The sequence below is a fragment of the Mycobacterium sp. ELW1 genome, assembly GCF_008329905.1.
Taxonomy (GTDB): Bacteria; Actinomycetota; Actinomycetes; order Mycobacteriales; family Mycobacteriaceae; genus Mycobacterium.
In genome coordinates this window covers 4,174,082-4,196,765 of the sequence record NZ_CP032155.1, presented here as the reverse complement: position 1 = coordinate 4,196,765, position 22,684 = coordinate 4,174,082, and the positions used below count along the sequence as shown (strand labels likewise).

Annotated in this window: 22 protein-coding genes and 1 pseudogene; 15 read left to right on the top strand and 8 right to left on the bottom strand. The window is 65.4% G+C overall.

The features are described 5' to 3' along the window. The first annotated feature begins 26 nt into the window (after positions 1 to 26). The 5 genes and pseudogenes from nrdF to D3H54_RS32385 form a co-directional block, all read left to right on the top strand. Positions 27 to 1,001 carry a class 1b ribonucleoside-diphosphate reductase subunit beta gene (gene nrdF / locus D3H54_RS19910; RefSeq protein ID WP_115319202.1) on the top strand — a complete coding sequence of 325 codons (975 nt, stop codon included), beginning with the start codon at positions 27 to 29 and terminating at the stop codon, positions 999 to 1,001. A 114-nt stretch (positions 1,002 to 1,115) separates the two neighbouring features. Continuing rightward, entirely contained in the window at positions 1,116 to 1,541 is a 426-nt protein-coding gene (locus D3H54_RS19905; RefSeq protein ID WP_149380517.1) for an alpha/beta hydrolase, read from the top strand. A 26-nt stretch (positions 1,542 to 1,567) separates the two neighbouring features. After that, positions 1,568 to 2,188: an LppA family lipoprotein gene (locus D3H54_RS19900; protein WP_286198940.1), complete on the top strand. Its 621-nt coding sequence runs from the start codon at positions 1,568 to 1,570 to the stop codon at positions 2,186 to 2,188. A 648-nt stretch (positions 2,189 to 2,836) separates the two neighbouring features. Further along, positions 2,837 to 5,425, top strand: a complete 2,589-nt coding sequence (locus D3H54_RS19895; protein WP_168214920.1) for a cadherin-like domain-containing protein — start codon at positions 2,837 to 2,839, stop codon at positions 5,423 to 5,425. A gap of 382 nt (positions 5,426 to 5,807) precedes the next feature. Further along, positions 5,808 to 5,894, top strand: a pseudogene (locus D3H54_RS32385) (hypothetical protein); the annotation flags it as partial. A 7-nt stretch (positions 5,895 to 5,901) separates the two neighbouring features. Here D3H54_RS32385 and D3H54_RS19890 read toward each other — a convergent pair. The 3 genes from D3H54_RS19890 to D3H54_RS19880 all read right to left on the bottom strand — a co-directional run bounded on the left by D3H54_RS19890 (position 5,902) and on the right by D3H54_RS19880 (position 9,243). After that, complete coding sequence (locus D3H54_RS19890; RefSeq protein ID WP_149380514.1) at positions 5,902 to 6,678, bottom strand: SDR family oxidoreductase; 777 nt, start codon at positions 6,676 to 6,678, stop codon at positions 5,902 to 5,904. Between the two features lie 34 nt (positions 6,679 to 6,712). Then, on the bottom strand, positions 6,713 to 8,062 hold the full coding sequence (locus D3H54_RS19885; RefSeq protein WP_286199305.1) for an APC family permease: 1,350 nt from the start codon (positions 8,060 to 8,062) through the stop codon (positions 6,713 to 6,715). 65 nt (positions 8,063 to 8,127) lie between these two features. After that, the gene (locus tag D3H54_RS19880) at positions 8,128 to 9,243 is read right to left on the bottom strand and encodes a DmpA family aminopeptidase (RefSeq protein WP_149380512.1); all 1,116 of its coding nucleotides are present in this window, start codon (positions 9,241 to 9,243) and stop codon (positions 8,128 to 8,130) included. Between the two features lie 131 nt (positions 9,244 to 9,374). Here D3H54_RS19880 and D3H54_RS19875 point away from each other — a divergent pair, with 131 nt between their 5' ends. Continuing rightward, positions 9,375 to 9,986, top strand: coding sequence for a TetR/AcrR family transcriptional regulator (locus D3H54_RS19875; RefSeq protein ID WP_149380511.1), 612 nt, complete (start codon positions 9,375 to 9,377; stop codon positions 9,984 to 9,986). Between the two features lie 5 nt (positions 9,987 to 9,991). On the opposite strand, the gene D3H54_RS19870 is transcribed toward D3H54_RS19875, so the two are convergent. Next, positions 9,992 to 10,837, bottom strand: a complete 846-nt coding sequence (locus D3H54_RS19870; RefSeq protein ID WP_115319211.1) for an ABC transporter permease — start codon at positions 10,835 to 10,837, stop codon at positions 9,992 to 9,994. Between the two features lie 142 nt (positions 10,838 to 10,979). On the opposite strand from D3H54_RS19870, the gene D3H54_RS19865 reads away from it, so the two are divergent. Beyond that, on the top strand, positions 10,980 to 11,852 hold the full coding sequence (locus D3H54_RS19865; protein WP_149380510.1) for an alpha/beta fold hydrolase: 873 nt from the start codon (positions 10,980 to 10,982) through the stop codon (positions 11,850 to 11,852). A gap of 74 nt (positions 11,853 to 11,926) precedes the next feature. Then, positions 11,927 to 12,256, top strand: coding sequence for a DUF3349 domain-containing protein (locus D3H54_RS19860; RefSeq protein ID WP_149380509.1), 330 nt, complete (start codon positions 11,927 to 11,929; stop codon positions 12,254 to 12,256). Positions 12,257 to 12,259: 3 nt separating this feature from the next. Here D3H54_RS19860 and D3H54_RS19855 read toward each other — a convergent pair whose 3' ends face one another. From D3H54_RS19855 to D3H54_RS19845, 3 genes are all read right to left on the bottom strand, one after another. After that, entirely contained in the window at positions 12,260 to 13,312 is a 1,053-nt protein-coding gene (locus D3H54_RS19855; protein WP_149380508.1) for an NAD(P)-dependent alcohol dehydrogenase, read from the bottom strand. Positions 13,313 to 13,441: 129 nt separating this feature from the next. Beyond that, positions 13,442 to 13,717 (bottom strand): YciI family protein, encoded by a 276-nt coding sequence (locus D3H54_RS19850; protein WP_149380507.1) that lies wholly within the window; start codon positions 13,715 to 13,717, stop codon positions 13,442 to 13,444. Between the two features lie 23 nt (positions 13,718 to 13,740). Continuing rightward, a complete protein-coding gene (locus tag D3H54_RS19845) occupies positions 13,741 to 14,793 on the bottom strand; it encodes an iron-siderophore ABC transporter substrate-binding protein (protein ID WP_286198939.1) in 1,053 nt (350 codons plus the stop codon). A gap of 162 nt (positions 14,794 to 14,955) precedes the next feature. Between D3H54_RS19845 and ctaD the strand changes: the two genes are divergently transcribed. After that, positions 14,956 to 16,701, top strand: a complete 1,746-nt coding sequence (ctaD, locus tag D3H54_RS19840; RefSeq protein ID WP_168214919.1) for an aa3-type cytochrome oxidase subunit I — start codon at positions 14,956 to 14,958, stop codon at positions 16,699 to 16,701. A 30-nt stretch (positions 16,702 to 16,731) separates the two neighbouring features. Next, positions 16,732 to 17,958, top strand: coding sequence for a phosphoserine phosphatase SerB (serB, locus tag D3H54_RS19835; RefSeq protein ID WP_168215095.1), 1,227 nt, complete (start codon positions 16,732 to 16,734; stop codon positions 17,956 to 17,958). 4 nt (positions 17,959 to 17,962) lie between these two features. On the opposite strand, the gene yczR is transcribed toward serB, so the two are convergent. Continuing rightward, positions 17,963 to 19,408 carry a MocR-like transcription factor YczR gene (yczR, locus tag D3H54_RS19830; protein WP_149380505.1) on the bottom strand — a complete coding sequence of 482 codons (1,446 nt, stop codon included), beginning with the start codon at positions 19,406 to 19,408 and terminating at the stop codon, positions 17,963 to 17,965. Positions 19,409 to 19,473: 65 nt separating this feature from the next. On the opposite strand from yczR, the gene D3H54_RS31285 reads away from it, so the two are divergent. Genes D3H54_RS31285 through D3H54_RS19810 form a run of 5 tightly spaced genes read left to right on the top strand, consistent with a single transcriptional unit; the run spans position 19,474 to position 22,684 of the window. Then, positions 19,474 to 19,641: a hypothetical protein gene (locus D3H54_RS31285; protein WP_096310941.1), complete on the top strand. Its 168-nt coding sequence runs from the start codon at positions 19,474 to 19,476 to the stop codon at positions 19,639 to 19,641. A gap of 56 nt (positions 19,642 to 19,697) precedes the next feature. After that, the gene (yczE, locus tag D3H54_RS19825; RefSeq protein ID WP_286199304.1) at positions 19,698 to 20,351 is read left to right on the top strand and encodes a membrane protein YczE; all 654 of its coding nucleotides are present in this window, start codon (positions 19,698 to 19,700) and stop codon (positions 20,349 to 20,351) included. Next, positions 20,294 to 21,148, top strand: a complete 855-nt coding sequence (locus D3H54_RS19820) for an ABC transporter ATP-binding protein (protein ID WP_168215094.1) — start codon at positions 20,294 to 20,296, stop codon at positions 21,146 to 21,148. Before yczE ends, D3H54_RS19820 begins: the two co-directional genes overlap by 58 nt. After that, positions 21,148 to 21,969, top strand: a complete 822-nt coding sequence (locus D3H54_RS19815; RefSeq protein ID WP_149380502.1) for an NUDIX hydrolase — start codon at positions 21,148 to 21,150, stop codon at positions 21,967 to 21,969. The genes D3H54_RS19820 and D3H54_RS19815 overlap by 1 nt, the downstream gene beginning before the upstream one ends. Position 21,970: 1 nt before the next feature. Next, positions 21,971 to 22,684 (top strand): enoyl-CoA hydratase, encoded by a 714-nt coding sequence (locus tag D3H54_RS19810; RefSeq protein WP_149380501.1) that lies wholly within the window; start codon positions 21,971 to 21,973, stop codon positions 22,682 to 22,684.

Below are 22,684 nucleotides of genomic sequence, written 5' to 3'. Positions count from 1 at the left end.
AAACAGCGTGGTGAAGTGGGGTTTCGGTGAGCGATGGAACGAAGCTGATCGATCGGGCGACGGCGATCAACTGGAACCGTGTCATTGACGAGAAGGACGCGGAAGTCTGGGATCGCTTGACCGGTAACTTCTGGCTGCCCGAGAAGGTGCCGGTATCCAACGACATCCCGTCGTGGGGCACGCTGACCGCCGACGAGAAGCAGCTCACCATGCGCGTCTTCACCGGCCTGACGCTGCTGGACACCATCCAGAGCACGGTCGGCTCGGTCAGCATGATCCCGGATGCGCTGACCCCGCATGAAGAAGCGGTCCTGACCAACATCACGTTCATGGAGTCGGTGCACGCCAAGAGCTACAGCTCGATCTTCTCCACGCTGTGCTCGACCACCGAGATCGACGAGGCCTTCCGCTGGTCGGAGGAGAACGTCAACCTGCAGCGCAAAGCGCAGATCATCCTCGACTACTACCGCGGTGACGATCCGCTCAAGCGCAAGATCGCCTCGGTCTTCCTCGAAGCGTTTTTGTTCTACTCCGGCTTTTACCTGCCGATGTACTGGTCGAGCCGGGCCAAGCTCACCAACACCGCGGACCTGATCCGGCTGATCATCCGCGACGAGGCCGTGCACGCGTACTACATCGGCTACAAGTTCCAGAAGGGCTACGCGGTCCAGACCGACGAGCGCAAGCAGGACCTGAAGGACTACGCCTACGAACTGCTCTTCGCGTTGTACGAGAACGAGATTGAGTACACGCAGGATCTGTACGACTCAGTCGGGCTGACCGAGGACGTCAAGAAGTACCTGCGCTACAACGCCAACAAGGCGTTGATGAACATGGGCTTCGAGGCGCTGTTCCCGCGCGACGAGACCGAAGTGAACCCGGCCATCCTGTCGGCGCTGTCGCCAAACGCCGACGAGAACCACGACTTCTTCTCCGGGTCGGGCTCCAGCTACGTGATCGGCAAGGCCGTCGTCACGGAAGACGAGGACTGGAACTTCTGAAGTTCTGTTCAGGTGGGATATTTCGACCAAAGGCGGACTGGCAACGGTCCGCCTTTGGTGTTTGATTAGACGATCAATCATCACGTCCGACGATCATGAGCAAGCCATGTCGACGTGGTCGTCTACGGAGCACCGGGCGGGGAACTGACGAACGCGGCGCAACTGGGCGTCGCGCCAGGGCGCGCTTACTTGATCGACGGCGTCAATGATGGCGTCCCAAGCGCGATTCCCGACTCCCGCTACCTCGGGGGCGGGTTCGGTCCGCCCCTCAAAGACATCCCCGGTTCTACCGAGCTGTCGGCCTACTCTGGCCCCTCGATGCCCGGCACGGTGGGCGACGGGCAATGGCACGAGAGGGCACATGGGCACTCCGAATACGCACGATTTGGTGACAACGGCGAGCTGCGCATGAGTGGCTACAACATGGCCGCAATCCTCGCCGGACTACCGCAGGACACCATCGCGCCCCCAGCTAACCCGCCCCAGCCCTACATTGTGGGGCCACACGGGGCCATACCGAATCCGAGTTACCACCCATGACACCTCGAATCGCGTTGGCGCTCATAGTGCTCACGTTGGTCGCCGTGCTGCCGTCGTGCGCTAAATCCACGACCTTCAATCCCTACGCGCCCCCAGATAAGAACGAGCTGGACCGTCTGCAGAAAATCATCAATGACCGCCCGGATCTCGAAGTAGCGCAACGACAGCTCACCGATCTCGACGGACAGATTCGTGCCAGCATCGCCAAGCACTCACCGGCAACCGAAATTGGCCCTGCTGTGCCAACGGCATCCACCAACTGCGTAGATCCGTTCGCCCACAACATCGGCCAGGTGTACGGAATCGAGAAAATCTACGCCCGACCCGCCCCGTCGAGCGGGGACTGGACCGAGATCACTGCCGAACTAGGCCCTGTCATGCAGGCTGCGGGCTTCCACGCCAACCTCCCCGCGAACGTCACCCCTGCACCGGGTAGTTTCAGTCAAGCCCGCGACGACGGCACCACCGTCGACCTCATCAACAACGCGGGCAACGTGTTGGTCTACAGCTACACCACTGGCTGCCGACTCCCCAGCGCGTGGCGATCAGCGCCTCCACCGCCCGATAAGCGCCCTTTGAACGACTCGAACGTCCACTTCCCCTATCTGTATGGCGGTCCTGGCGGGAGAACACAGCCAGCGACTTAAGACCGGAATCGGCACGACACAACGATTTGGACCTGAACGGTGTATTCGTGAATCCGTTGTGGAACCGCGCTGAAAGATAGCGCCAATCCGTAACGAAACTCCCGACGCGGATCCAATTGCGAGGGTCTGATGAAGGGCCGCGTTCAACAGCGCTGAAGTAGGGGCTAGGAACGCCCGTCAACTTAGCCAGAGGACTATTGGCTGAACACGTGCCAGGCCGACCCGGCTTGTCGCGACCCAACAATGCCCGTTTGTTATGTAAACGAGTTAGCTAGCTGGTAGTAATTGTCCCAGTCGCTGATTACCGGGGGTCTTGTGGCATTGAATCATGGCAAGCGTGGGGCGGGTCGACGTCGGGCTCAGGTGCACCGTCACCCGTACGGGTGGCTGGGTATCGGAGCACTGAGCCTCGGGGTCGGTGCGGCGTTGGCGACTGGATCCGGAATTGCACATGCCGAGGGCCCCGGATCGTCGGATGGCTCACCGTCGGCCACAGCGGGCCCGGCGGATAAGCACAGCTCCCCGAAAACCAAGGTCGGAGGGCGCCAGCGCGGGACGTCTACAAGCGCGGCGCACCCGTCATCGCAACCGGTGGTCCCCAGCACGACGACGAGTGGGTCCGGCTCTGTTCCCGCTGCAGTCGCAGCTGTGTCATCGACCAAGCAACCGGTGGCTGCTTCCACATCAGGGAAAGGATCTACCCGGCGGCCTGCCAGCCCTACCGGGACGTTCTCCGGTCCACCCATCCAGGCGCAAGCTGTAGCCACACTCCCTGCCTCTGCAGCCTCGGTCGCCACTGGCCAACAACCCATCCACGCGCAGGCAAGTGTTGATCCAATCACCGGCTTCTTCCAATCCCTGAATGAGTTTTTCAACAACCAAACGCCGACACTCAACCCTCACCAGACCGGCCAGAACAGTTCGGGTGTGATAACTGGAGAGCTGGGAGCCGTTGACCCCGACAGCCCGACGTTGACCTACTCGATCACCAAGGAGCCGGTTCACGGCACGGTTCACATTGATCAAACCAGCGGCATTTACACCTACACGCCTGATGCCACTTGGGCACACCTGACCGGCGGTCCAGATACGTTCACAGTGTCGGTCAGCGATGCCGCGAGCGGCTTCGCTATCCACGGGCTGCCTGGGCTACTGCACTTGTTGACCTTTGGACTGATCGGCACTTCCGGTACGACCAGCAGTCGCACCCTCAACGTCACGGTACCGCCGGTCAACCATGCGCCCACCCTGACGGTGACCACGACTCCGAACGTCGATGGCACCACGACGATCTCAGTCGTCAAGAGCGATCTTGACGGCGATAGTGTGTCGACCACCGCGACGGTCGTCAACGGCCATGGCACCGTCACCGTCGCCCCAGGTGGATACGCCTTCACCCCGGATGCCGCCTATGCGCACAGTCTCATTACCGGAGGATCGACGGCACCCGGCTCAGACATAGTCACGATCACTGGCACCGACGGCCACGGCGGGACAACCAGTTCCTCGACTGCCGTTACGATCACCCCGACAAACGCCAATCCCACGCTGACTGTGACTGCCACCCCCAACGCCGATGGCACTACGACGATTTCGGTCGTTAAGGGAGATGTCGACGGCGACACCGTGGCCACCACCACCAGCCTGGCAGCCGGTCACGGCACCGTGACCACCGCACCAGGCGGCTACCTCTTCACCCCAGACCCCACCTACGCCCACAGTCTCAGCACCGGTGGATCCACAACTCCGGGATCCGACACCTTTACCGTCAGCGCCACCGACGGCTACGGCGGCAGCGGTAGCAGAACCATCATCGTTTCGATAACGCCCTCCAACAGCAACCCCACTGGGGGTGGCGTCACCGGTCTCATGACCGATAGCGTCAGCGGACAGGTATCAGGGAGGATCATTGATGTAAGCGACCTCGACGGAGATCCGTTGAGCTACAGCGTTTCCAGCGCCGGTAAGGGCAGCGTCACCGTAACGGCAAATGGTCTGTTTACCTACACGCCGACTGTCAACGCTCGACGAGACGCATACCTGTCTGCAGCAACCGGCACCGATGTGTACGACCAGTTTTCTGTCACCGTCACGGACGGCCATGGTGGTGCAGTCTCGGTGCCTGTAACTGTGGCGGTCAGCCCAGCCTTGGCCACCTACTTGCAAGGCGACATTTTGCGCGATCCCTCGACGGGGTATGTCGCCATCCGAACATCCTTCGATGAGAGCACCTACCCCAACATGGCGTGGCTCGTAGCCAGCTCCTCGATCGGAGCAACACTTGCCTCGACGTCACAGGTGCAAGGCTGGAACCCACTCTTTCTAGTCGGAGCTGTTCCGGTCACCGTTCCCATTAGCCCGTCGGTGAGCTATCCCACCAACTCAGTCAAGTGGGATCCTCAAACCGGTGACGTGGCCATCCGGACCATCTTCGACGAATCCGATGCCCTGTTCGCCCCCAAGGCATGGCTGGTCGCCACGCCAACCACGGGAGCATTCTTCACCCAGAGTTCACAAGTGGCGGGCTGGGACGACCTTCTCGTTCCCAACAGTTCGCCGAGCATCCTGAACTACACCACGGATGCTCCTGCCGCCAATGGAGCTGTCACGGGCCAGATCACCGCCAGCGATGCCGATGGAGACGTGCTGGCCTACAGTGCGCCCACTTCGACGGCCCACGGCTACATCGTGGTCACGCCGGGATCCGGAGCGTTCACTTACTACCCCACTGCAGGGGCACGCGAAAATGCCGCCCAGGTTGGGGCCGACCAAACTGACACGTTCACCGCAACAGTTACCGACGGTTTCTTTACATCAAATTCGCCCGTGACCGTCGCGATCGACCCAGCATCTGCTCCGGTTGCCGGTGATATTCGAGCGGAGTTTGACGGGACACGGCGCGCCATCTACGCGCCGAACGTCACCGCGTTCGGCGACTGGCTAGGTTTCGACCCTGCAATTGGCGGCATGTGGCTCACAGCCGACCACGTCGACAACTGGGTTGATGTAGCCTTGCCGACCACTGCCGAGACACCCGGGACGGGTCCGTACTCGCCAGGAGACATCAAAATCCCCCCGAACTCAATCGCAGGCACCCTCACCGAGTACGCAATCAAGACGGGGCCAACGATAAATAGCACCGCCAACTGGTTCGTATGCAGCACCCAGAACGCTTGTGGCAGCGTCCCCGACAGCTATGTAGCTGGGTGGGTCGACGTGAAATTGCCTACCGCATAATCTATTTCGAACTAGGTCTGAACCGCTAACATTCGCCCATGCCGCTGCGGATCGATGAGACGTTCGCCGGATACCGAGTTTTGCGGCTGCTCGGCTCCGGGATATAGGCGAGGTCTATTTGGCGCAGCACCCGGCCTGCCCCGGCAGGCGGAGATAGTCGCCGTAGGTGGGTGCAGGACACCCTTGGTTAACAGGATGCCCGAGTCTGCTGCACCCTCGAGCGCCCCTCGCGACAGCAGTCGTTCCATCACAAAGCCATTGGGCGCGTTTGCGGTCCCGTCCGTGCCCACATTTTGCGGCATCTCGAGGCATCTGGAGGCAACTGCAGATATGAGTTATGCCAGCTCGCAACCTATTTCGAAACATCTACCTGTGGCTAGTGCAGAACCACGACTTCTTCTCCGGTTCGGGTTCGAGCTACGTCATCGGCAAGGCCGTCGTCACCGAAGACGAGGACTGGAACTTCTAGTTTTCAGCTAGATGCCGGGAAGTTCGCCGCCGTCGACGGTCAGGCTGGTTCCGGTGATCCACTGCGCCCTATCCGAGGCGAGGTAGGCGACGGCCTCGGCGATGTCTCGCGGGTCCCCGGGGCGACCCAGCGGGATGCCTGCGGTGGTGTCACTCAGCGAGACGCCCATCGCGTCGGCGAAGTCCTGGCGAATCGTGTCGGCGCCCGGGGTGAGCACGTTTCCGGGCACGATCGTGGTCACCCGGATTCCGATCGGCGCGAGTTCGGTGGCCAGTGCTTTGCCGTAGGCGTTGAGCGCGGCCTTGGCGGCGCCGTAATGCGCCAACGGCGGTGCGGGCGTCAGTGCTGCTCCCGATGAGATGTTGACGATCACGCTGCCCGCCCCCGCCTCGCGCAGCGCGGGCAGCAGCGCATTGTTGACCCGGACGGCGGACAGATAGTTGAGGTCCAGGGCGTCGAGCCACTCCTCATCGGGGATCGTTGAGATGCCACCGACGTGAGCGCGTGCCGCCGCCGCGTTGTTGACCACGATGTCGACGCCGCCCAATTCATCGAGCGCTGCCGCGGCGAACGCGTGCACACCCTCGAGCGTGCTGATATCGCCCTGGATGAAGGTGGCGGCTTTCGGCGTCTCGTCGGTGGGGTTGCGCGCCGTGGTGACAACGGTCGCGCCACCGTCGAGCAGCCGTTGCACGATGGCCGCGCCGATACCGCGCGAACCTCCCGTGACGATCGCGCGCTTGCCGGAGAACTCAGAAGGGTCGATCGCGGGGGGTGTGAACATACGGTCCAACATAGAGCTCGTCGCTGCGCGCCGATCAGGTCGTCGAGGTTGCCAACGACTGCGACGGGCGCCACGCGAGCGCACCGACTACCAGGCCGACGAAGGGGATCGCGGCCAAGATGGTGCTCACTGTGGCGCTGCCGCCGGTGACCAACGTGAAGTTCGACAGCACCAGCCACAGACTTCCCAGCAATCCGAGCACCGCGAGTGCCGGCGCCAGACGGGTGGTCCACAGTGGGCCGGTGGCGCGCCCGCGTAGGAAGAACGCCAGTACCGCGATCGACGTGGTGAGCATCAGTACGACCATGCCGACTGTGGCGACGCCCGCCATCGAGCCGAAAACCCCAACCAGCGGATCGATTCCGAGGATCGCCAGTACCCCGACGATGATGGCGGCAGTGACGGTCTGCACCACCGATGAGAATGCCGGTGACTCGTGGTTGTCGTGTACGTCGGCGAGTCTGGCCGGCAGCAAACCCTTTCCGGCCAGCACGAACTGGTAGCGCGCGATCACGTTGTGGAATGACAGCACGCAGGCGAACAGACTGGTCAACAGCAGCACGTTGACGATGTCGCGCCCGATTGTCCCCAGCATGTCTCCGGCGGTGTCCAGCAGCATATTGCTTTCTCCGGCAAGGGTTTTCTCCGCGGTGGCCGTCACCTGGTCGGGCCCGAGGGCGACGACGAACGCCCACACGGTGATGGCGTAGAACGCGCCGATGATGATGACTGCGGCGTAGGTGGCGAGCGGGATGGTGCGCTCTGGGTCTCGCGCCTCGTCGCGGAACACCGCGGTGGCTTCGAAACCGATGAATCCGGTGAGCGCGAACAGCACGGCGATGCCCAGCGTGCCGTGGGTGAACACGGCGGGGTCGAACGAGCTCAAGGTAATGCCGGCCGGGCTGGGGTTGGCCACCATCACGACGTCCAGGATGACGACGATGCCGATTTCGAGTGCCAGTGCCACACCGAGCACCTTGGCGCTCAACTCGATGTGCCGGTAGCCGAGTACCGCGACGATTGCGAGAACGACGAACGAGTACACCGGCCACGGGATCACCGGCCCGTTGTAGTGCGTGACCGTGTCGTTGATGGCCCAGCCGATGTAGCCGTAGATACCCACCTGGATCGCGGTGTAGGCGATCAACGCGACCACCGCGATGCCCTTGCCCATCCGCTCACCGAGTCCGACTGTCACATAAGAGAAGAACGCCCCGGCCTCGGGTACATACGGCGTCATGGTGACGAACCCGACGCTGAAAACCAAGAGCACCAGCGCGGCGATCACGAATCCCATCGGTGCGCCCGCGCCGTTGCCCAGTCCCATCGCCAACGGCATGTTGCCGCCGATCACGGTCAGTGGTGCGGCCGCCGCGACGACCATGAACACGATGCCGATCGGTCCGAGGCGCCCGTTGAGGCGGCGCCCTTCGGTCTTGGTGGGTGTGGTCACGAGATCTCCTGAAGTGTTGGGGCAGTGGGGGACAGCGCATGGCGAAGTAGGTCGTGGTCCAGGGCGTGGACGGTGAAACCGTTGCGGCCGGTCATGGTGGTGGCGGCGACCATGGCGTTGACGATGGCCTCCTCCGTCGCCTCGATGGTCATGTCGAACAGGCGGGTCATCAACTGGGGCGCCACCATCCGCAGCGGGATCTCCGGGCGTGAGGTCGCCGTATCCTCGTCCCACGCGTAGGGCGGGATGCCGCGGTTGCCGGTCGAGAACGCCAGCATCAGATCACCGCTGTACTGCTCGCCGCTGCCGCCGAGTCGACTGACGGCCAGCGCGGAACGCTGGGCCATCCGGGTGCACTGGTGGGGGAGCAATGGGGCGTCGGTGGCGACGATGACGATGATCGAGCCCGATCCGGGCTCGTAGCGGGAGGGAAGTTCGGGAAGCGGCACCTCCGCGGCGCCGATCCGCTCGCCGACCGGCGCACCGTTGATCCGAAGTCGTTCGCGTCTACCATGATTCGCCTGCACGAGGACCCCGACGGTGTAGCGCCCGGCCACGGTGTCGGTGACCCTCGAGGCGGTACCGATGCCGCCCTTGAAGCCGTGGCAGATCATGCCGGTGCCGCCGCCGACGTTGCCTTCGGCGGGTGGCTCACCGCTGGCACTGTCCAGCGCGGACCGGACGTGATCGGGACGTACGTGAAAGCCGTTGATGTCGTTGAGTAGTCCGTCGTAGGTCTCGCCCACCACGGGCAGCGACCAGTACGCGCCCTCGCCGCGGGCGCGCACCTGCGCTGCCACCAGTTCGTCGCGAACCACGCCGACGCTGTGCGTGTTGGTCAGGCCGATGGCGGTGGTGAGTTCCCCGGACTCCCGGATCCATTCCAGGCCGGTCAGTTCGCCACTGCCGTTGAGTCGGTGCGCGCCGGCGAATACCGGCTCGGTCCAAATGTGTTCGTGGGGGATGACAACGGTGACGCCGGTGCGCACGGTGTGCGGATCATCGGAGGTGATGGTGGTGTGCCCCACCTGGACGCCCGCGACGTCGGTGATCGCGTTGTACGGCCCGGTGGGATGTTCCCCGATGGCTACGCCGAGGTCTCTGGCCCGCATTGGTCACGCTCACTTCACCGATAGTTTTTTTCCTGATTGGAAAAGAACTATGCGCCGGTGTGACGCAGCACGCAAGAGGAAGTGCAAAATGGGGTGGATCCACCCAGCCCGACGACAGGAGTGGCGCAGGTATGGCACGGCCGAACCGGCAGGTCGAACGGCGCGGCGACATCATGGATGCCGCCATAGCGCTGATCGAACGCCATGACCTGGCCACCCTGAAGCTCTCCGACGTCGCCGCAGAGCTTGGCCTGACCACCAACGCGGTGCGGTATTACTTCAAGGACATGACACAACTGCTGTCGGAGCTGGCCTTGCGTTCCGACGTCCGGTTCTACGATGACCGGCTGCGGTTGCGTACCGAGAGTGACGATCCTTGTCGTCAGCTCGCCCAGACGATCGCCGCGGGGCTGCCCGCCGGTCCAGAAGATGCCGAGTGGCGCGCCATCTGGCGGGCCGTACTGGCGGCCGGATTCGATCTCGACACCCGTCGCGACGTGCAAGGGATCTACCACCGCCAGGTCGGTCTCTACACCGATCTGCTGGATGCCGGCGCCCGGTCGGGGGCGTTCCGCCTCAGCGACCCGGCCCGCGACATCGCGATGACGCTGATGTCCATGGAGGACTACTTCGGTTACCGAATCGTCGCGCGGGATCCAGAGATCAACCGCGCCACAGCATTTCGGCTGATGCGGCGGTACGCCGAACTCGCCACCGACGCGTCGATCCCGCAGCTGGACTGAGAACGTCAGCCCGCCAGGTTGAATCGGCCCTGGCTGCCGTAGATCGCCAGCGAGATCAGCAACGTCACGGACACCAGAACCACCAGTGAGGTCCGGACCGCATCGCCCGTCGCGACGCCGACGCCCGAGGGTCCGCCGGATGCGTAGTAGCCAAAGTAGGTGTGGATCAACAGGATTGCCATCGCCATCAGGATGGCTTGGGCGAACGACCACATCAGGTCTATCGGGCTCAGGAACGTCGAGAAGTAGTGCTGGTAGAGGCCCGCCGACTGTCCCAGCAGTGCGACGGTGGTGAATTGGCTGGCGAGGAACGACAGGATCACCGCGACCGCATACAGTGGCGCGATCGACACCATTCCCGCGACGATCCTGGTACTGACCAAGAACACCAGCGACGGGATCGCCATCGCTTCAAGGGCATCGATCTCCTGGTTGACGCGCATCGCCCCCAGTTGGGCGGTGACGCCCGCGCCGAAGGTGGCGGCCAAACCGATCCCCGCCACGACGGGTGCCGAGATGCGCACGTTGATGAATGCCGCCAGGAAACCGGTGAGCGCTTCGATGCCGATGTTGCCCAGCGAGCTGTAACCCTGGACCGCCAACGTGCCGCCGGTGGCGACGGTGAGAAAACCGACGACCACCAAGGTGCCGCCGATCATCGCCAGGACGCCCGCGCCCATGCTGATTTCGGCGATCAGGCGAACGATCTCAATCCGGTACGAGCGCACTGCGGTCGGAATGCCTGCGATCGCTTTGGCGTAGAACAGCGCCTGATCGCCGATCCGGCCGAGAATGAACCACGGGCGCTCCAACGCGCGGGTCAGCCGGGGAAAGACGGCCCTATGGGTCATATACGTTCCGCATCACCTGTCCAACGTCCGCGCGGTAGCGGCGTGACCGTAGGGCCGTTCGTCCCGGTTATCGACGTCCAAAGGCTTCATTCGGCTGGGACTGGTGCTTTGAGCTGGCGATTTCATCACGGATGCTGGTTGCGTGAGCACACCCGAACCCTTCAGCGCGACTGGTGTCGACGGGATCCGCATCGCGGCTGACCGCATCGGCGAGCCGGATGCGCCTGCGGTCGTCTTTCTGCACGGTGGTGGCCAGACCCGTCGATCCTGGGGCCGGGCAGCCGCAGCGGTGGCCGGCCGCGGCTGGCAGGCGGTCACTGTCGACCTGCGTGGCCACGGCGAGTCCGACTGGTCGCCCGACGGTGACTACCGGGTGGTCAGCTTCGCCGGGGATGTGCTGGAACTCCTGCGCCGGCTGCCGCCGCGCCCGGTGCTCGTCGGCGCATCTCTTGGTGGGTTCACCGGCATGCTGCTCGCCGGTGAGATTGCCCCCGAGGCGTTGCGCGCCCTCGTTCTCGTCGACATCGTCCCGGACATGGACCCGTCGGGCGCTTCGCGGATCCACCAATTCATGTATGACCGCATGGAATCCGGATTCGCATCGCTCGACGAGGTGGCCGACATGATTCAGGAGTACAACCCGCACCGCCGCCGCCCCGACGACCTCGACGGCCTTCGCGCGAATCTGCGTCACCGCGACGGCCGCTGGTACTGGCACTGGGATCCGAAGTTCATCGACGGCAGCGCGTCGCGCCCGCCCATCGAGGTGACCGACGTCGATCGCATCAACGCGGCGGTCGCGGCGATCCTGGCGGCCGGCACTCCGATGCTGTTGGTGCGCGGCCAGATGAGCGACCTCGTCACGCAGGAACGCGCCGACGAGTTCCTCGGGCGCTTCCCGCAGATCGAGTTCGTCGACGTCGCCGGCGCTGGCCACATGGTGGCCGGCGATCGCAACGACCTGTTCGCCGATGCGGTCGTCCAATTCCTGGGGAAATACGCCGTCGACCGGTGAACGCGGTGTGAACCGGGGGAGAACTGTGCCATCGGTGCTGGCGCCGGTCGGGGCTAACCGAGAGACTGAGCGCTGTGACCGCTACGTCGCTGTTGAACTCGATCCTGAACTGGCTGCGCGCCGGTTACCCCAACGGGGTGCCTGGTCCTGACCGGGTCCCGCTGCTGGCCTTGTTGCGCTCGACCCCGCTGACCGAAGAGCAGATCAAAGAGGTCGTCGCCAACATCACCGCCAAGGACTCGGCCGCCCTCGAGGGCGGGATCGACGAGGACGAGATCGCGGCATTCATCAAGGACGTCAGCCACCACGATGCCGGGCCGGACAACGTCAAGCGGGTCGCGGCCACACTGGCCGCGGCCGGTTGGCCGCTGACCGGTGTGTCCGAGGACCCCGTCAGCGAGTGATCGCTATGCGGTCCGCAGTGATTCGGTGTCGATCACGAAGCGGTACCGCACGTCGCTGACGAGCACCCGCTCGTAAGCCTCGTTGATGTAATCCGGCTGGATCAGCTCGATTTCGGGCTCGATGCCCTTCTCGGCGCAGAAGTCCAGCATCTCCTGGGTTTCCGGGATGCCGCCGATCATCGAACCCGACAGGTGGCGCCGCATGCTGACCAGCGGCTGCGCCGGAACCACCATCGGCTGCTCGGGCATGCCCAGCTCGACCAGCGTGCCGTCGACCCGCAGGGTGCTCAGGTAGGCGCTCAGATCGAGGTTGGCCGACACGGTGTTCAGGATCAGGTCGAAAGAGTTGCGCAGCTTTTTGAACGTCTCGGGATCGCTGGTCGCGTAGTACTCACCGGCTCCCAGTCGCAGGCCGTCTTCCATCTTCTTCAGCGACTGCGACAACACCGTCACCTCAGCGCCCATCGCGACGCCGAGCTTGACGCCCATGTGCCCGAGGCCACCGAGACCGACGACCGCAATTCGCTTGCCCGGACCGGCATTCCAGTGCCGCAGCGGGGAGAAGGTGGTGATGCCCGCGCACATCAGCGGCGCGGCGGCCTCCAGCGACAGCGAATCGGGGATGCGCAGCACATAGTTCTCGTCGACGACGATGTTGCCGCTGTAGCCACCGGCGGTGGGCTGGCCGTCGCGGCCCACCGAGCCGTAGGTGCCGACCATGCCTGAACCGGTGCAGTACTGCTGGAGGCCGGCCTTACAGCTGTCGCATTCGCGGCAGGAGTCGACGAAGCAGCCGACGCCGACCCGGTCGCCGACCTTGTACTTGGTCACATCCGAGCCGACTTCGGTTACGACACCGGCGATTTCGTGTCCGGGTACGAGCGGGTAACGGACACCGCCCCATTCACCGCGCACCGTGTGGATGTCGGAGTGACAGATCCCGGCGAAGTGGATGTCGAATTTGACGTCATGCGGGCCGACCTCGCGGCGGGTGACGGTCGTCTTGGTCAGGGGCTCGGTTGCCGACGTGGCGGCATACGCGGTAACTGTGCTCATCGTGTCCTCTTTGATCGCGTTTCGGGCAGCACTGAGTGATTCAGCGTTTTGAGTGCAAGTTGGGTCGCAACGTTGCGACCAACAGACATAACCCGGCGGGGCGGATGCCTAATCCCGACGTGACGAGGTTTACAACCCGGGTGCGCGAACCCCGCCGTTAAAAGATAACCGCTGATAGCTGACCACGCCCGCCAGCGTGTACGGGTCGCGGTCGATGATGCTCTGGGCATCCTCGGTGCTGATATCCGCGGTGATCAGGACGCCACCGGTACCTGTCTCCAGGCGTCCGGCGAGCAGCAGACGGCCGGCCTCGATTTCGTCGTTCAAGAACGCCAGATGGGCCGGCCGGGTCTGGTCGACGACGTCGAGCGGCTTTTCATAGGTGATCGTCAGCACGTGGAACACGGGTCTGAACTTACCGCCTGCGGTTAGTTGATCGGTGCGTTGAGCCAGCGCAGGTCGTCGAGGATGCCGCGTGCGGCGACCAGGCCCTGGCCGGTCTGCCAGACCTCGTTGTTGACGACGAAGACGCGGTTGTCTCGGTTGGCTGACAGCCTTCGCCACGGCGCGCTGTCGAGGACGGCAGGCGCCCGATCCTTGGCGGCCGGCGAAGCGAAGGACAGGTAGACGATGTCGCCGTCGGCAGCGGAGAGGTCCGGGGAACGGTTCAGATCGGCGTCGGAAATGCCGATCTCGATGTATGGCTTGCCGGTAAACCGTTGCGCTGCAGGACGATCCACTCCCACATCCGCCAACACCGACGCCGGGAAATTCGCCGCGCCGTACACCCGGATCGTGGTGTCGGTGAACTGGACGATGGAGGCCTGGAAGTGCGGGGCGTCGTTGGCCATGCCCTTCTGCTTGGCCTGCTCGATGAACCCGCCGATCAGATCGGCCGCGGCCTGGGCTCGTCCGGTCGCTGCCCCGACGGTGCGCACGTTGTCCTGCCACTGGGCGCCGGGGGCGTCGGCGAACACGGTCGGGGCGATGGCGGTCAGCTCCGGCAGGGACTGCGGCGTCAACTCCTGGGAGCCGAGGATCAGGTCCGGTTTGGCGGCCGCGATCGCGGTGAGGTCCGGTGCGCTGCGGGTGCCGGCTGCGGGCAGGTTGTGGATGACGGTGCCCAGATATGACGGCTGGCTGGTGGACCCGTCGGGCAGGGCGGCCGCCACGATCCGCGTCTGCAACCCCAGCGCGCACAGTGCGTCGAGCTCGTCACCGGAGAGCACCACGATGCGTTGCGGGTCGGGCGCGGCGGGGTCGAGGCGGGCCGGCTCGGGTGCACACGATTCGTCGGGCCGGCGCTGATTGCCCAGCACACCCGCACTCGCGATTTTCGTGGTGCTGGTGACCAGCGACGTTGCGCCCGGTGGGGCGGCCTTCGGAGTTGTGGAGCACCCGCTGGCAACGGTCATGGCGACCGCGGCCAGCGCCGCCCCGGCGGCCATCACGACACCCGCACGCCCACCACCGATCAGCACGACGCCGACCGTAACATCCGCCTGTTGTAGGGTCGCTGAGCTGCGGTTGAAGGTGTATCGGTGACAAATACGACAGAATGTAGGACCCACAGCCCATTGGCGGCGACGGGCGGCTAGGATCAACTACACGTTCTCGGCGCGCTAACGATTTTTGGAGGACAGTTGACTGCCGTTGTGCCTTCGCGGGGGGAACTCGAGGCGACTCGACCCGCACCTGCACGGATGGGTCCCAAGGGCAACCTGATCTACAAGCTGGTCACGACGACCGATCACAAGTTGATCGGCATCATGTACTGCGTCGCCTGCTTCATCTTCTTCTTCATGGGTGGCTTGATGGCGCTGTTCATTCGCGCCGAGCTGGCTGTGCCGGGGCTGCAGTTCCTGTCGAATGAGCAGTACAACCAGCTGTTCACCATGCACGGCACGGCGATGCTGCTGTTCTACGCGACCCCGATCGTGTTCGGGTTCGCCAACCTGGTGCTGCCGCTGCAGATCGGCGCCCCCGACGTGGCGTTCCCGCGTTTGAACGCGCTGTCGTTCTGGCTGTTCGTCTTCGGCGCGATGATCGCGCTGGCCGGATTCATCACCCCCGGTGGTGCCGCCGACTTCGGCTGGACCGCCTACACCCCGCTCTCGGACGCCATGCACAGCCCGGGCGCCGGCGGTGACCTGTGGATTCTCGGCCTGGCCGTCGGTGGTCTGGGCACCATCCTCGGCGCGGTCAACATGATCACGACCGTGGTCTGCATGCGTGCCCCCGGCATGACCATGTTCCGGATGCCGATCTTCACCTGGAACATCTTCGTCACGTCGATCCTGGTGCTGGTGGCGTTCCCGCTGCTGACCGCCGCGCTGTTCGGCCTGGCTGCCGACCGCCATCTGGGTGCGCACATCTATGACCCCGCCAACGGCGGAACGATGCTGTTCCAGCACTTGTTCTGGTTCTTCGGTCACCCCGAGGTGTACATCATCGCGCTGCCGTTCTTCGGCATCGTCTCGGAGATCTTCCCGGTCTTCTCCCGCAAGCCGATCTTCGGTTACACCACCCTGATCTACGCGACGATCAGCATCGCGGCGCTGTCGGTGGCGGTGTGGGCGCACCACATGTACGTCACCGGCGCGGTCCTGCTGCCGTTCTTCTCGTTCATGACGTTCCTGATCGCGGTGCCCACCGGCATCAAGTTCTTCAACTGGATCGGCACGATGTGGAAGGGTCGGCTCACGTTCGAGACGCCGATGCTGTTCTCCATCGGCTTCCTGGTGACGTTCCTGCTCGGTGGCCTGTCCGGTGTGCTGCTGGCCAGCCCGCCGCTGGACTTCCACGTCAGCGACAGCTACTTCGTGATCGCGCACTTCCACTACGTGCTGTTCGGCACCATCGTGTTCGCGACCTACGCCGGGATCTACTTCTGGTTCCCGAAGATGACGGGTCGCCTGCTCGATGAGCGCCTCGGCAAGGTGCACTTCTGGCTGACGTTCATCGGCTTCCACACCACGTTCCTGGTGCAGCACTGGCTCGGTGACGAGGGCATGCCCCGCCGGTACGCCGACTACCTGCCCTCGGACGGATTCGAGACGCTGAACATCGTGTCGACCATCGGCGCGTTCATCCTCGGTGTGTCGGTGCTGCCGTTCGTGTGGAACATCTTCAAGAGCTGGCGCTACGGCGAGGTCGTCACCGTCGACGATCCGTGGGGCTACGGCAACTCCTTGGAGTGGGCCACGTCGTGCCCGCCGCCGCGGCACAACTTCAGCGAGCTGCCCCGGATCCGTTCGGAGCGTCCGGCATTCGAGCTGCACTACCCGCACATGATCGAGCGGATGCGTGCCGAGGCGCACGTCGGGCGCGCACACGGCCCCGACGACGGCGACGTGACGCGCCTCGACGGCGAGCACGTCCGCACCTAACTCGGGATTCGCAACCTTCCGGGTATGACCATGTCCAAGGTGTCGGTGCTGATCACCGTCACCGGTGTCGACCAGCCTGGCGTCACCTCTGCATTGTTCGAAGTGTTGGCCCGCCACGCGGTCCACCTGCTCAACGTCGAGCAGGTGGTGATCCGCGGGCGGTTGACGCTCGGTGTGCTGGTTTCCGGTGAGGCCACTGTGGCCGACGGTGCGCAGCTGCGCGATGACGTCACCACTGCGATACATCGGGTCGGGCTGGACGTCACGATCGAACGCAGTGACGATTCGCCGATTATCCGCGAGCCGTCCACCCACACCATCGTCGTTCTCGGGCGGCCGATCACGGCGGCGGCCTTCGGTGTGGTGGCTCGCGAGGCCGCGGCGCTCGGGGTCAACATCGACTTCATCCGCGGCGTCTCCGACTACCCGGTGACCGGTCTGGAGCTGCGGGTGTCGGTTCCCGTCGGTGTCGGTGGCGATCTGCGCACGCTACTGGCGCGGGTGGCGGCCGAGCAGGGCTTGGACATCGCCGTCGAGAACTACAGCCTGGAGCGACGGGCCAAGCGGCTCATTGTGTTCGACGTGGACTCCACGCTCATCCAGGGTGAGGTCATCGAGATGCTGGCTGCGCATGCCGGCGCCGAGGAAGCGGTCGCCGCGGTCACCGAGGCGGCCATGCGGGGCGAACTGGACTTCGCCGAGTCACTACACCGCCGGGTGGAGACCTTGGCCGGGCTGCCCGCCGAGGTACTCGACGAGGTCGCCGATCAGATCGAACTGACCCCCGGCGCGCGCACCACGATTCGGACCTTGCGGCGGTTGGGCTTTCACTGCGGGGTGGTCTCCGGCGGCTTCCGCCAGGTGATCGACCCGTTGGCCCATGAGCTGATGCTCGACTTCGTGGCGGCCAACGAACTCGAGATCGTCGACGGCAAGCTGACCGGACGCGTCGTCGGCGAGGTCGTCGACCGCGCCGGAAAAGCCAAGGCGTTGCGCGACTTTGCGCGCCAGGTCGGTGTCCCGATGGAGCAGACCGTGGCCGTCGGCGACGGGGCCAACGACATCGACATGCTGGCCGCCGCCGGGCTCGGGGTGGCCTTCAATGCCAAGCCCGCGCTGCGGGCGGTGGCCGACACGTCGCTGAGCCATCCCTACCTGGACACCGTGCTGTTCATCCTCGGCATCACCCGCGCCGAAATCGAGGCGGCCGACGCCGTCGACGGCGTGCTGCGCCGGGTGGAGATCCCGCCGGAGTAAATCGCTAGATCACCACGGCTGTCGACTCGACGGTGGCCGAGCCGGTGATGCTGCGCCACGCCCGGCCGAGCAGTTCGATGGCCTCGGTCAGCTCATCCTCGGGCAGTGCGAACGGAATCCGGACGAAGCGCTCCAACGTGCCGTCGACCCCGAAGCGGGGGCCGGGCGGCAACTCGACGCCGAGCCGGGAGGCCGAGGCGCACATCGCCGAACTCACCGGCGCGGGCAGCTGCACCCACAGCGACATGCCGCCGGTCCCGGGCAGCGGGCGCCATTCGGGCAGGTGTTGCTCCAGAAGTTCGAGGAGCAGCGCCCGTCGCCCCCGCAGGATCTCGCGGCGTTCGGGCAGTACCTCCTCAGCCCGGTGCGTGAGAAGCCTTGCCGCAGCGAGCTGTTCGACCACCGAGGTACCCAGATCGATCGACGGGCGGACCGCGCGGATGGTGGCGAGCACGCTCGGTTCGGCGCGGATCCAGCCGATGCGCATCCCACCCCAGAATGACTTCGACATCGAGCCGATCGTGATCATCAGGTCGGTGCGCGTCCTCATCGATGCGGCAACCGGCGGCGGCATCGGCTCGTCGATCCAGACGTCGGTGAGGGTCTCGTCGATCACTGTGCGGGTGCGGGTCTCGGCGACGATGTCGCAAATTCGCTTGCGGTCCGCGGGTGGCATCGAGAACCCTGTCGGATTGTGATTGTCGGGTACCAGATAGGCCAGAGTCGGGGCGAGTTGTCGCACGGCGGCGTGTACGGCGTCGAGTTCCCAACCCTCCCTGGTCATCGCCACCGGAACGGGCCGCGCGCCCGCGGTCGCGATCGCGCTGAGCGCGCCGTGATAGGTGGGCTGCTCCACGAGTACGCGATCACCGGGCTGAACGTAGGTCGTCAGGATCAGAGCGATCGCGTGCTGCGCGCCGCTGGTGACCATGATCTGGTCGGGTTCGGTGGGAAGCCCTCTGGCGCAATAACGTTCGGCGATCGCGCGACGGAAGGGCAAGATCCCGCGCATGTCGTGGCCGGTCAGCTGCAGATAGCCGGCGGACTCGCGGGCGGCCTCGGTGAACGCCTCCTGCACCGCGCTGGCCGGGGCGGCCAGAGCGGCCGCCGCCAGGTTGATGGCGGCTGGTGTCGGACTCGGGACGCTGACCGGGGTGTGGGGGAGCGCAACCGTGCTGCGGGCGCCGCGCCGGGCGTGCAGATAGCCGCTGTCGCCCAGCTCCGCATACGCGGTGGTGACGGTGGTTCGGGACACTCGCAGCACTTCGGCGAGCACGCGTTCGCTGGGCAGCCGCGAACCGACCGGCAGCCGGCCGTCGACGATCAGCATCCGCAGCCCGTCGGCCAAGGCCTGGTAGGTGGGTCCACTTTTGCTGGAAGTCCGCCAGTTGCCCAATTCCCGGACCAGAAGGTCCGGATCGAGGGTTCTGGCCGTCATAGTCGTCGCCATTTGCAAGCCAGTATGGGCCAACTGGCTATTGAAGGGCAAGCCAGTCAGTCGGAATCATGGTCCGCATGAGTACCTGGTTCTCCCGAGTGGCCTCCCGCCTCGCGACCCTGCTCGACCCCGGCCACGGCCCCTGGAATCCGTCCTCGACCGGATGGGATGACGTCGACGCCGACGCGCGCCGGATGCGAGCGGATCTCGACGCCCTGCGCGTGCGGTTCTCCGACCACCGGTGAGCGCAGCGCTGCGCGGCTTCGCCCTGCTGACCGGCCTCACCGGCTACGGCCTGTCGATGGCGATGATGGTCCGCGCCGGGCTCGGCCTCGATCCGTGGGATGTGTTCCACCAGGGGCTGACCCGGCACACACCGATGACCATCGGGGTGGCTTCGGCGGTGGTCGGAGTCGTCGTACTACTGGCCTGGATCCCGTTGCGCAACAAGCCCGGCATCGGCACGGTCGCGAACGTCGTCGTCATCGCGGTGACCGTCGACGCCGGACTGGCCGTGCTGACCGCACCCGAATCGCTACCGGCCCGGGTCGCCCTGATGCTGGGAGCCGTGCTGCTCAACGCGATCTCGACGGTTCTCTACGTGGGCGCCGGTCTGGGGCCCGGCCCCCGTGACGGGCTGATGACGGGAGTGGTTGCGCGGACCGGTGTTTCGGTACGTGTGGTGCGCACCGCGATCGAAGCCACCGTATTGAGTGTGGGCTGGCTGCTGGGCGGCAGCGTGGGAGTCGGGACCGTCATCTACGCCTTCGGCATCGGGCCGATGGTGCAGCTGGTCCTTCATCTCACCCCGAAACCCGTCCTGGCCGCGAGCGGGTGGGCGAACATCCTCGAGAAGAGTCGAAAACGCAGCGACCCCAGGCGTGCCGACGCGGGTGAATACGGCACGATGGTGCAGTGCCCGATACCGCCGACGAGGTCGACCCCGACCTGCTGATCGACTTCCGGAAAGTATCGCTGCGCCGCGGGGGCCGGGTCCTGGTCGGACCCATCACCTGGCAGGTCGAACTCGACGAACGCTGGGTGGTGATCGGCCCCAACGGTGCAGGCAAGACCTCGCTGCTGCGGATGGCGGCCGCGATGGAACACCCGTCGTCGGGCGTCGCCCACGTGCTCGCAGAGCGGCTGGGCCGCACCGACATGGCCGAGCTGCGTCAGCGGGTGGGGCTGAGCAGCGCGGCACTCGCGCAGCGGGTGCCCGACGACGAACTGGTCCGCGATCTGGTCGTCTCGGCCGGTTACGCCGTGTTGGGCCGGTGGCGGGAGAACTACGACGAGATCGACTACGCCCGCGCCGTGGACACGTTGGAGAGCGTGGGCGCCGAACACCTGGCCGACCGCACCTACGGCACCCTGTCGGAGGGCGAACGCAAACGCGTCCTCATCGCCCGCTCGCTGATGACCGACCCCGAGTTGCTCCTACTCGACGAGCCCGCGGCCGGGCTGGACCTCGGCGGCCGCGAGGAACTGGTGGCCCGGCTGGCCGATCTGGCCGCCGACCCTGATGCGCCCGCCCTGGTCCTGGTCACCCACCACGTCGAGGAGATCCCGCCCGGCTTCAGCCATTGCCTGATCCTGTCCGAGGGCCAGGTCGTGGCCGCTGGGCTGCTGCGTGACACCCTGACGGCGGAGAATCTGTCCACCGCGTTCGGGCAATCTATTGCGCTGGATGTCATCGACGGCCGCTACTTCGCCCGACGCGTGCGGAGTCGTGCGGCCCACAGGAGGCGCTGATGAGCGACAAGCCCGAACCATTGCCGGTCCGGCCGGCGGCGACGGTCATGCTGATCCGGGACACTGCAGCTGAAGGTCTCGAGGTTTTTCTGATGCGCCGCCACAGCGCGATGGAGTTCGCCGGCGGGGTCATGGTGTTCCCCGGCGGAGGCGTCGACGACCGCGACCGCAACTCCGACATCGCCTGGTACGGACCCGGGCCGGATTGGTGGGCCACCCGGTTCGGCATCGACGAGGACCTCGCCGAAGCACTGGTATGCGCCGCGGCCCGCGAGACGTTCGAGGAGTCCGGGGTGCTGTTCGCCGGACCGGCCGACGATCCGGACGGCATCGTCGCCGATGCGTCGATCTATCGGGAGGCGCGCGGGGCCCTGGTCGACCGCAGCCTGTCGTTCTCGGACTTTCTGCGCCGGGAGAACCTGGTGCTGCGCGCCGACCTGCTGCGGCCGTGGGCCAACTGGGTCACCCCCGAGGAAGAGCGCACACGCCGCTACGACACCTACTTCTTCGTCGGCGCCCTGCCGGAGGGCCAGCGGGCCGACGGCCACAACACCGAATCCGATCAGGCGGCCTGGACCAGTCCGGAGGCCGCCATCGAGGACTTCGCCGAGGCCCGCTCGTTCCTGCTGCCGCCAACCTGGACGCAGCTCGACTCGCTGGCCGGGCGCTCCGTCGACGAGGTGCTGACACTGGAACGCCAGATCGTGGTCGTTCAGCCCAATCTTGCTGTGCGCGAAGGCAACTGGGAGATCGAGTTCTTCAACAGTGATCGATACAACGAGGCGCGCAACCGTCGCGCCCCGCAGGGTTACGGCGACTGAGGTGCGCGAGTTCGCCCATGTGCACGTCGGCGAGCAGCACCCGAAAGTGGGGGTGCTGCTGGTGTCACGCCCACCGACCAACGCGCTGACCAGACAGACCTACCGCGAGCTGATCGACGCTGCCGCCGAGGTGGGCCGCCGCGCCGACATCGCGACGGTGATCCTGTTCGGCGGACACGAGATCTTCTCCGCCGGCGACGACGTCCCCGAGCTGCGCACGCTGAACCGCGCCGAGGCCGAGGCCGCCGACCGGCTGCGCCGCGATGCGCTCGATGCGGTGGCGGCGATCCCCAAGCCGACGGTCGCGGCGATCACCGGCTACGCGCTGGGCGCGGGGCTGAGCCTGGCGCTGGCAGCCGACTGGCGGGTCAGCGGTGACAACGTCAAACTCGGCGCCACCGAAATCCTGGCCGGGCTGGTCCCCGGCGGTGGTGGAGCCGAGCGGCTGGCACGCGCGATCGGGGCGGCGCGGGCCAAGGAACTGGCGTTCAGCGGCCGGTTCGTCGACGCCAAGGAGTCGCTGGCGCTCGGACTCATCGACGAGATGGTGGCCCCCGATCACGTCTTCGACGCCGCCGCGGCCTGGGCGGGCCGGTTCGTCGACGCCGAGCCGAGCGCACTGGCCGGCGCCAAAGCCCTCATCGACGGCCGGCTCGACGCCGGTGAGCAGGCGCAACGCTACGGCCAGGTCTTCGCAGCGGGTGACGGCAGTTAG

Coding starts and splice junctions, on each gene's coding strand:
- D3H54_RS19890 (WP_149380514.1), bottom strand. CDS start 6,678: ATGTTCACACCCCCCGCGATCGACCCTTCTGAGTTCTCCGGCAAGCGC.
- D3H54_RS19885 (WP_286199305.1), bottom strand. CDS start 8,062: ATGGTCGTCGCGGCGGCCGCACCACTGACCGTGATCGGCGGCAACATG.
- D3H54_RS19880 (WP_149380512.1), bottom strand. CDS start 9,243: ATGCGGGCCAGAGACCTCGGCGTAGCCATCGGGGAACATCCCACCGGG.
- D3H54_RS19875 (WP_149380511.1), top strand. CDS start 9,375: ATGGCACGGCCGAACCGGCAGGTCGAACGGCGCGGCGACATCATGGAT.
- D3H54_RS19870 (WP_115319211.1), bottom strand. CDS start 10,837: ATGACCCATAGGGCCGTCTTTCCCCGGCTGACCCGCGCGTTGGAGCGC.
- D3H54_RS19855 (WP_149380508.1), bottom strand. CDS start 13,312: ATGAGCACAGTTACCGCGTATGCCGCCACGTCGGCAACCGAGCCCCTG.
- serB (WP_168215095.1), top strand. CDS start 16,732: ATGTCCAAGGTGTCGGTGCTGATCACCGTCACCGGTGTCGACCAGCCT.
- yczR (WP_149380505.1), bottom strand. CDS start 19,408: ATGGCGACGACTATGACGGCCAGAACCCTCGATCCGGACCTTCTGGTC.
- D3H54_RS31285 (WP_096310941.1), top strand. CDS start 19,474: ATGAGTACCTGGTTCTCCCGAGTGGCCTCCCGCCTCGCGACCCTGCTC.
- yczE (WP_286199304.1), top strand. CDS start 19,698: ATGGCGATGATGGTCCGCGCCGGGCTCGGCCTCGATCCGTGGGATGTG.
- D3H54_RS19815 (WP_149380502.1), top strand. CDS start 21,148: ATGAGCGACAAGCCCGAACCATTGCCGGTCCGGCCGGCGGCGACGGTC.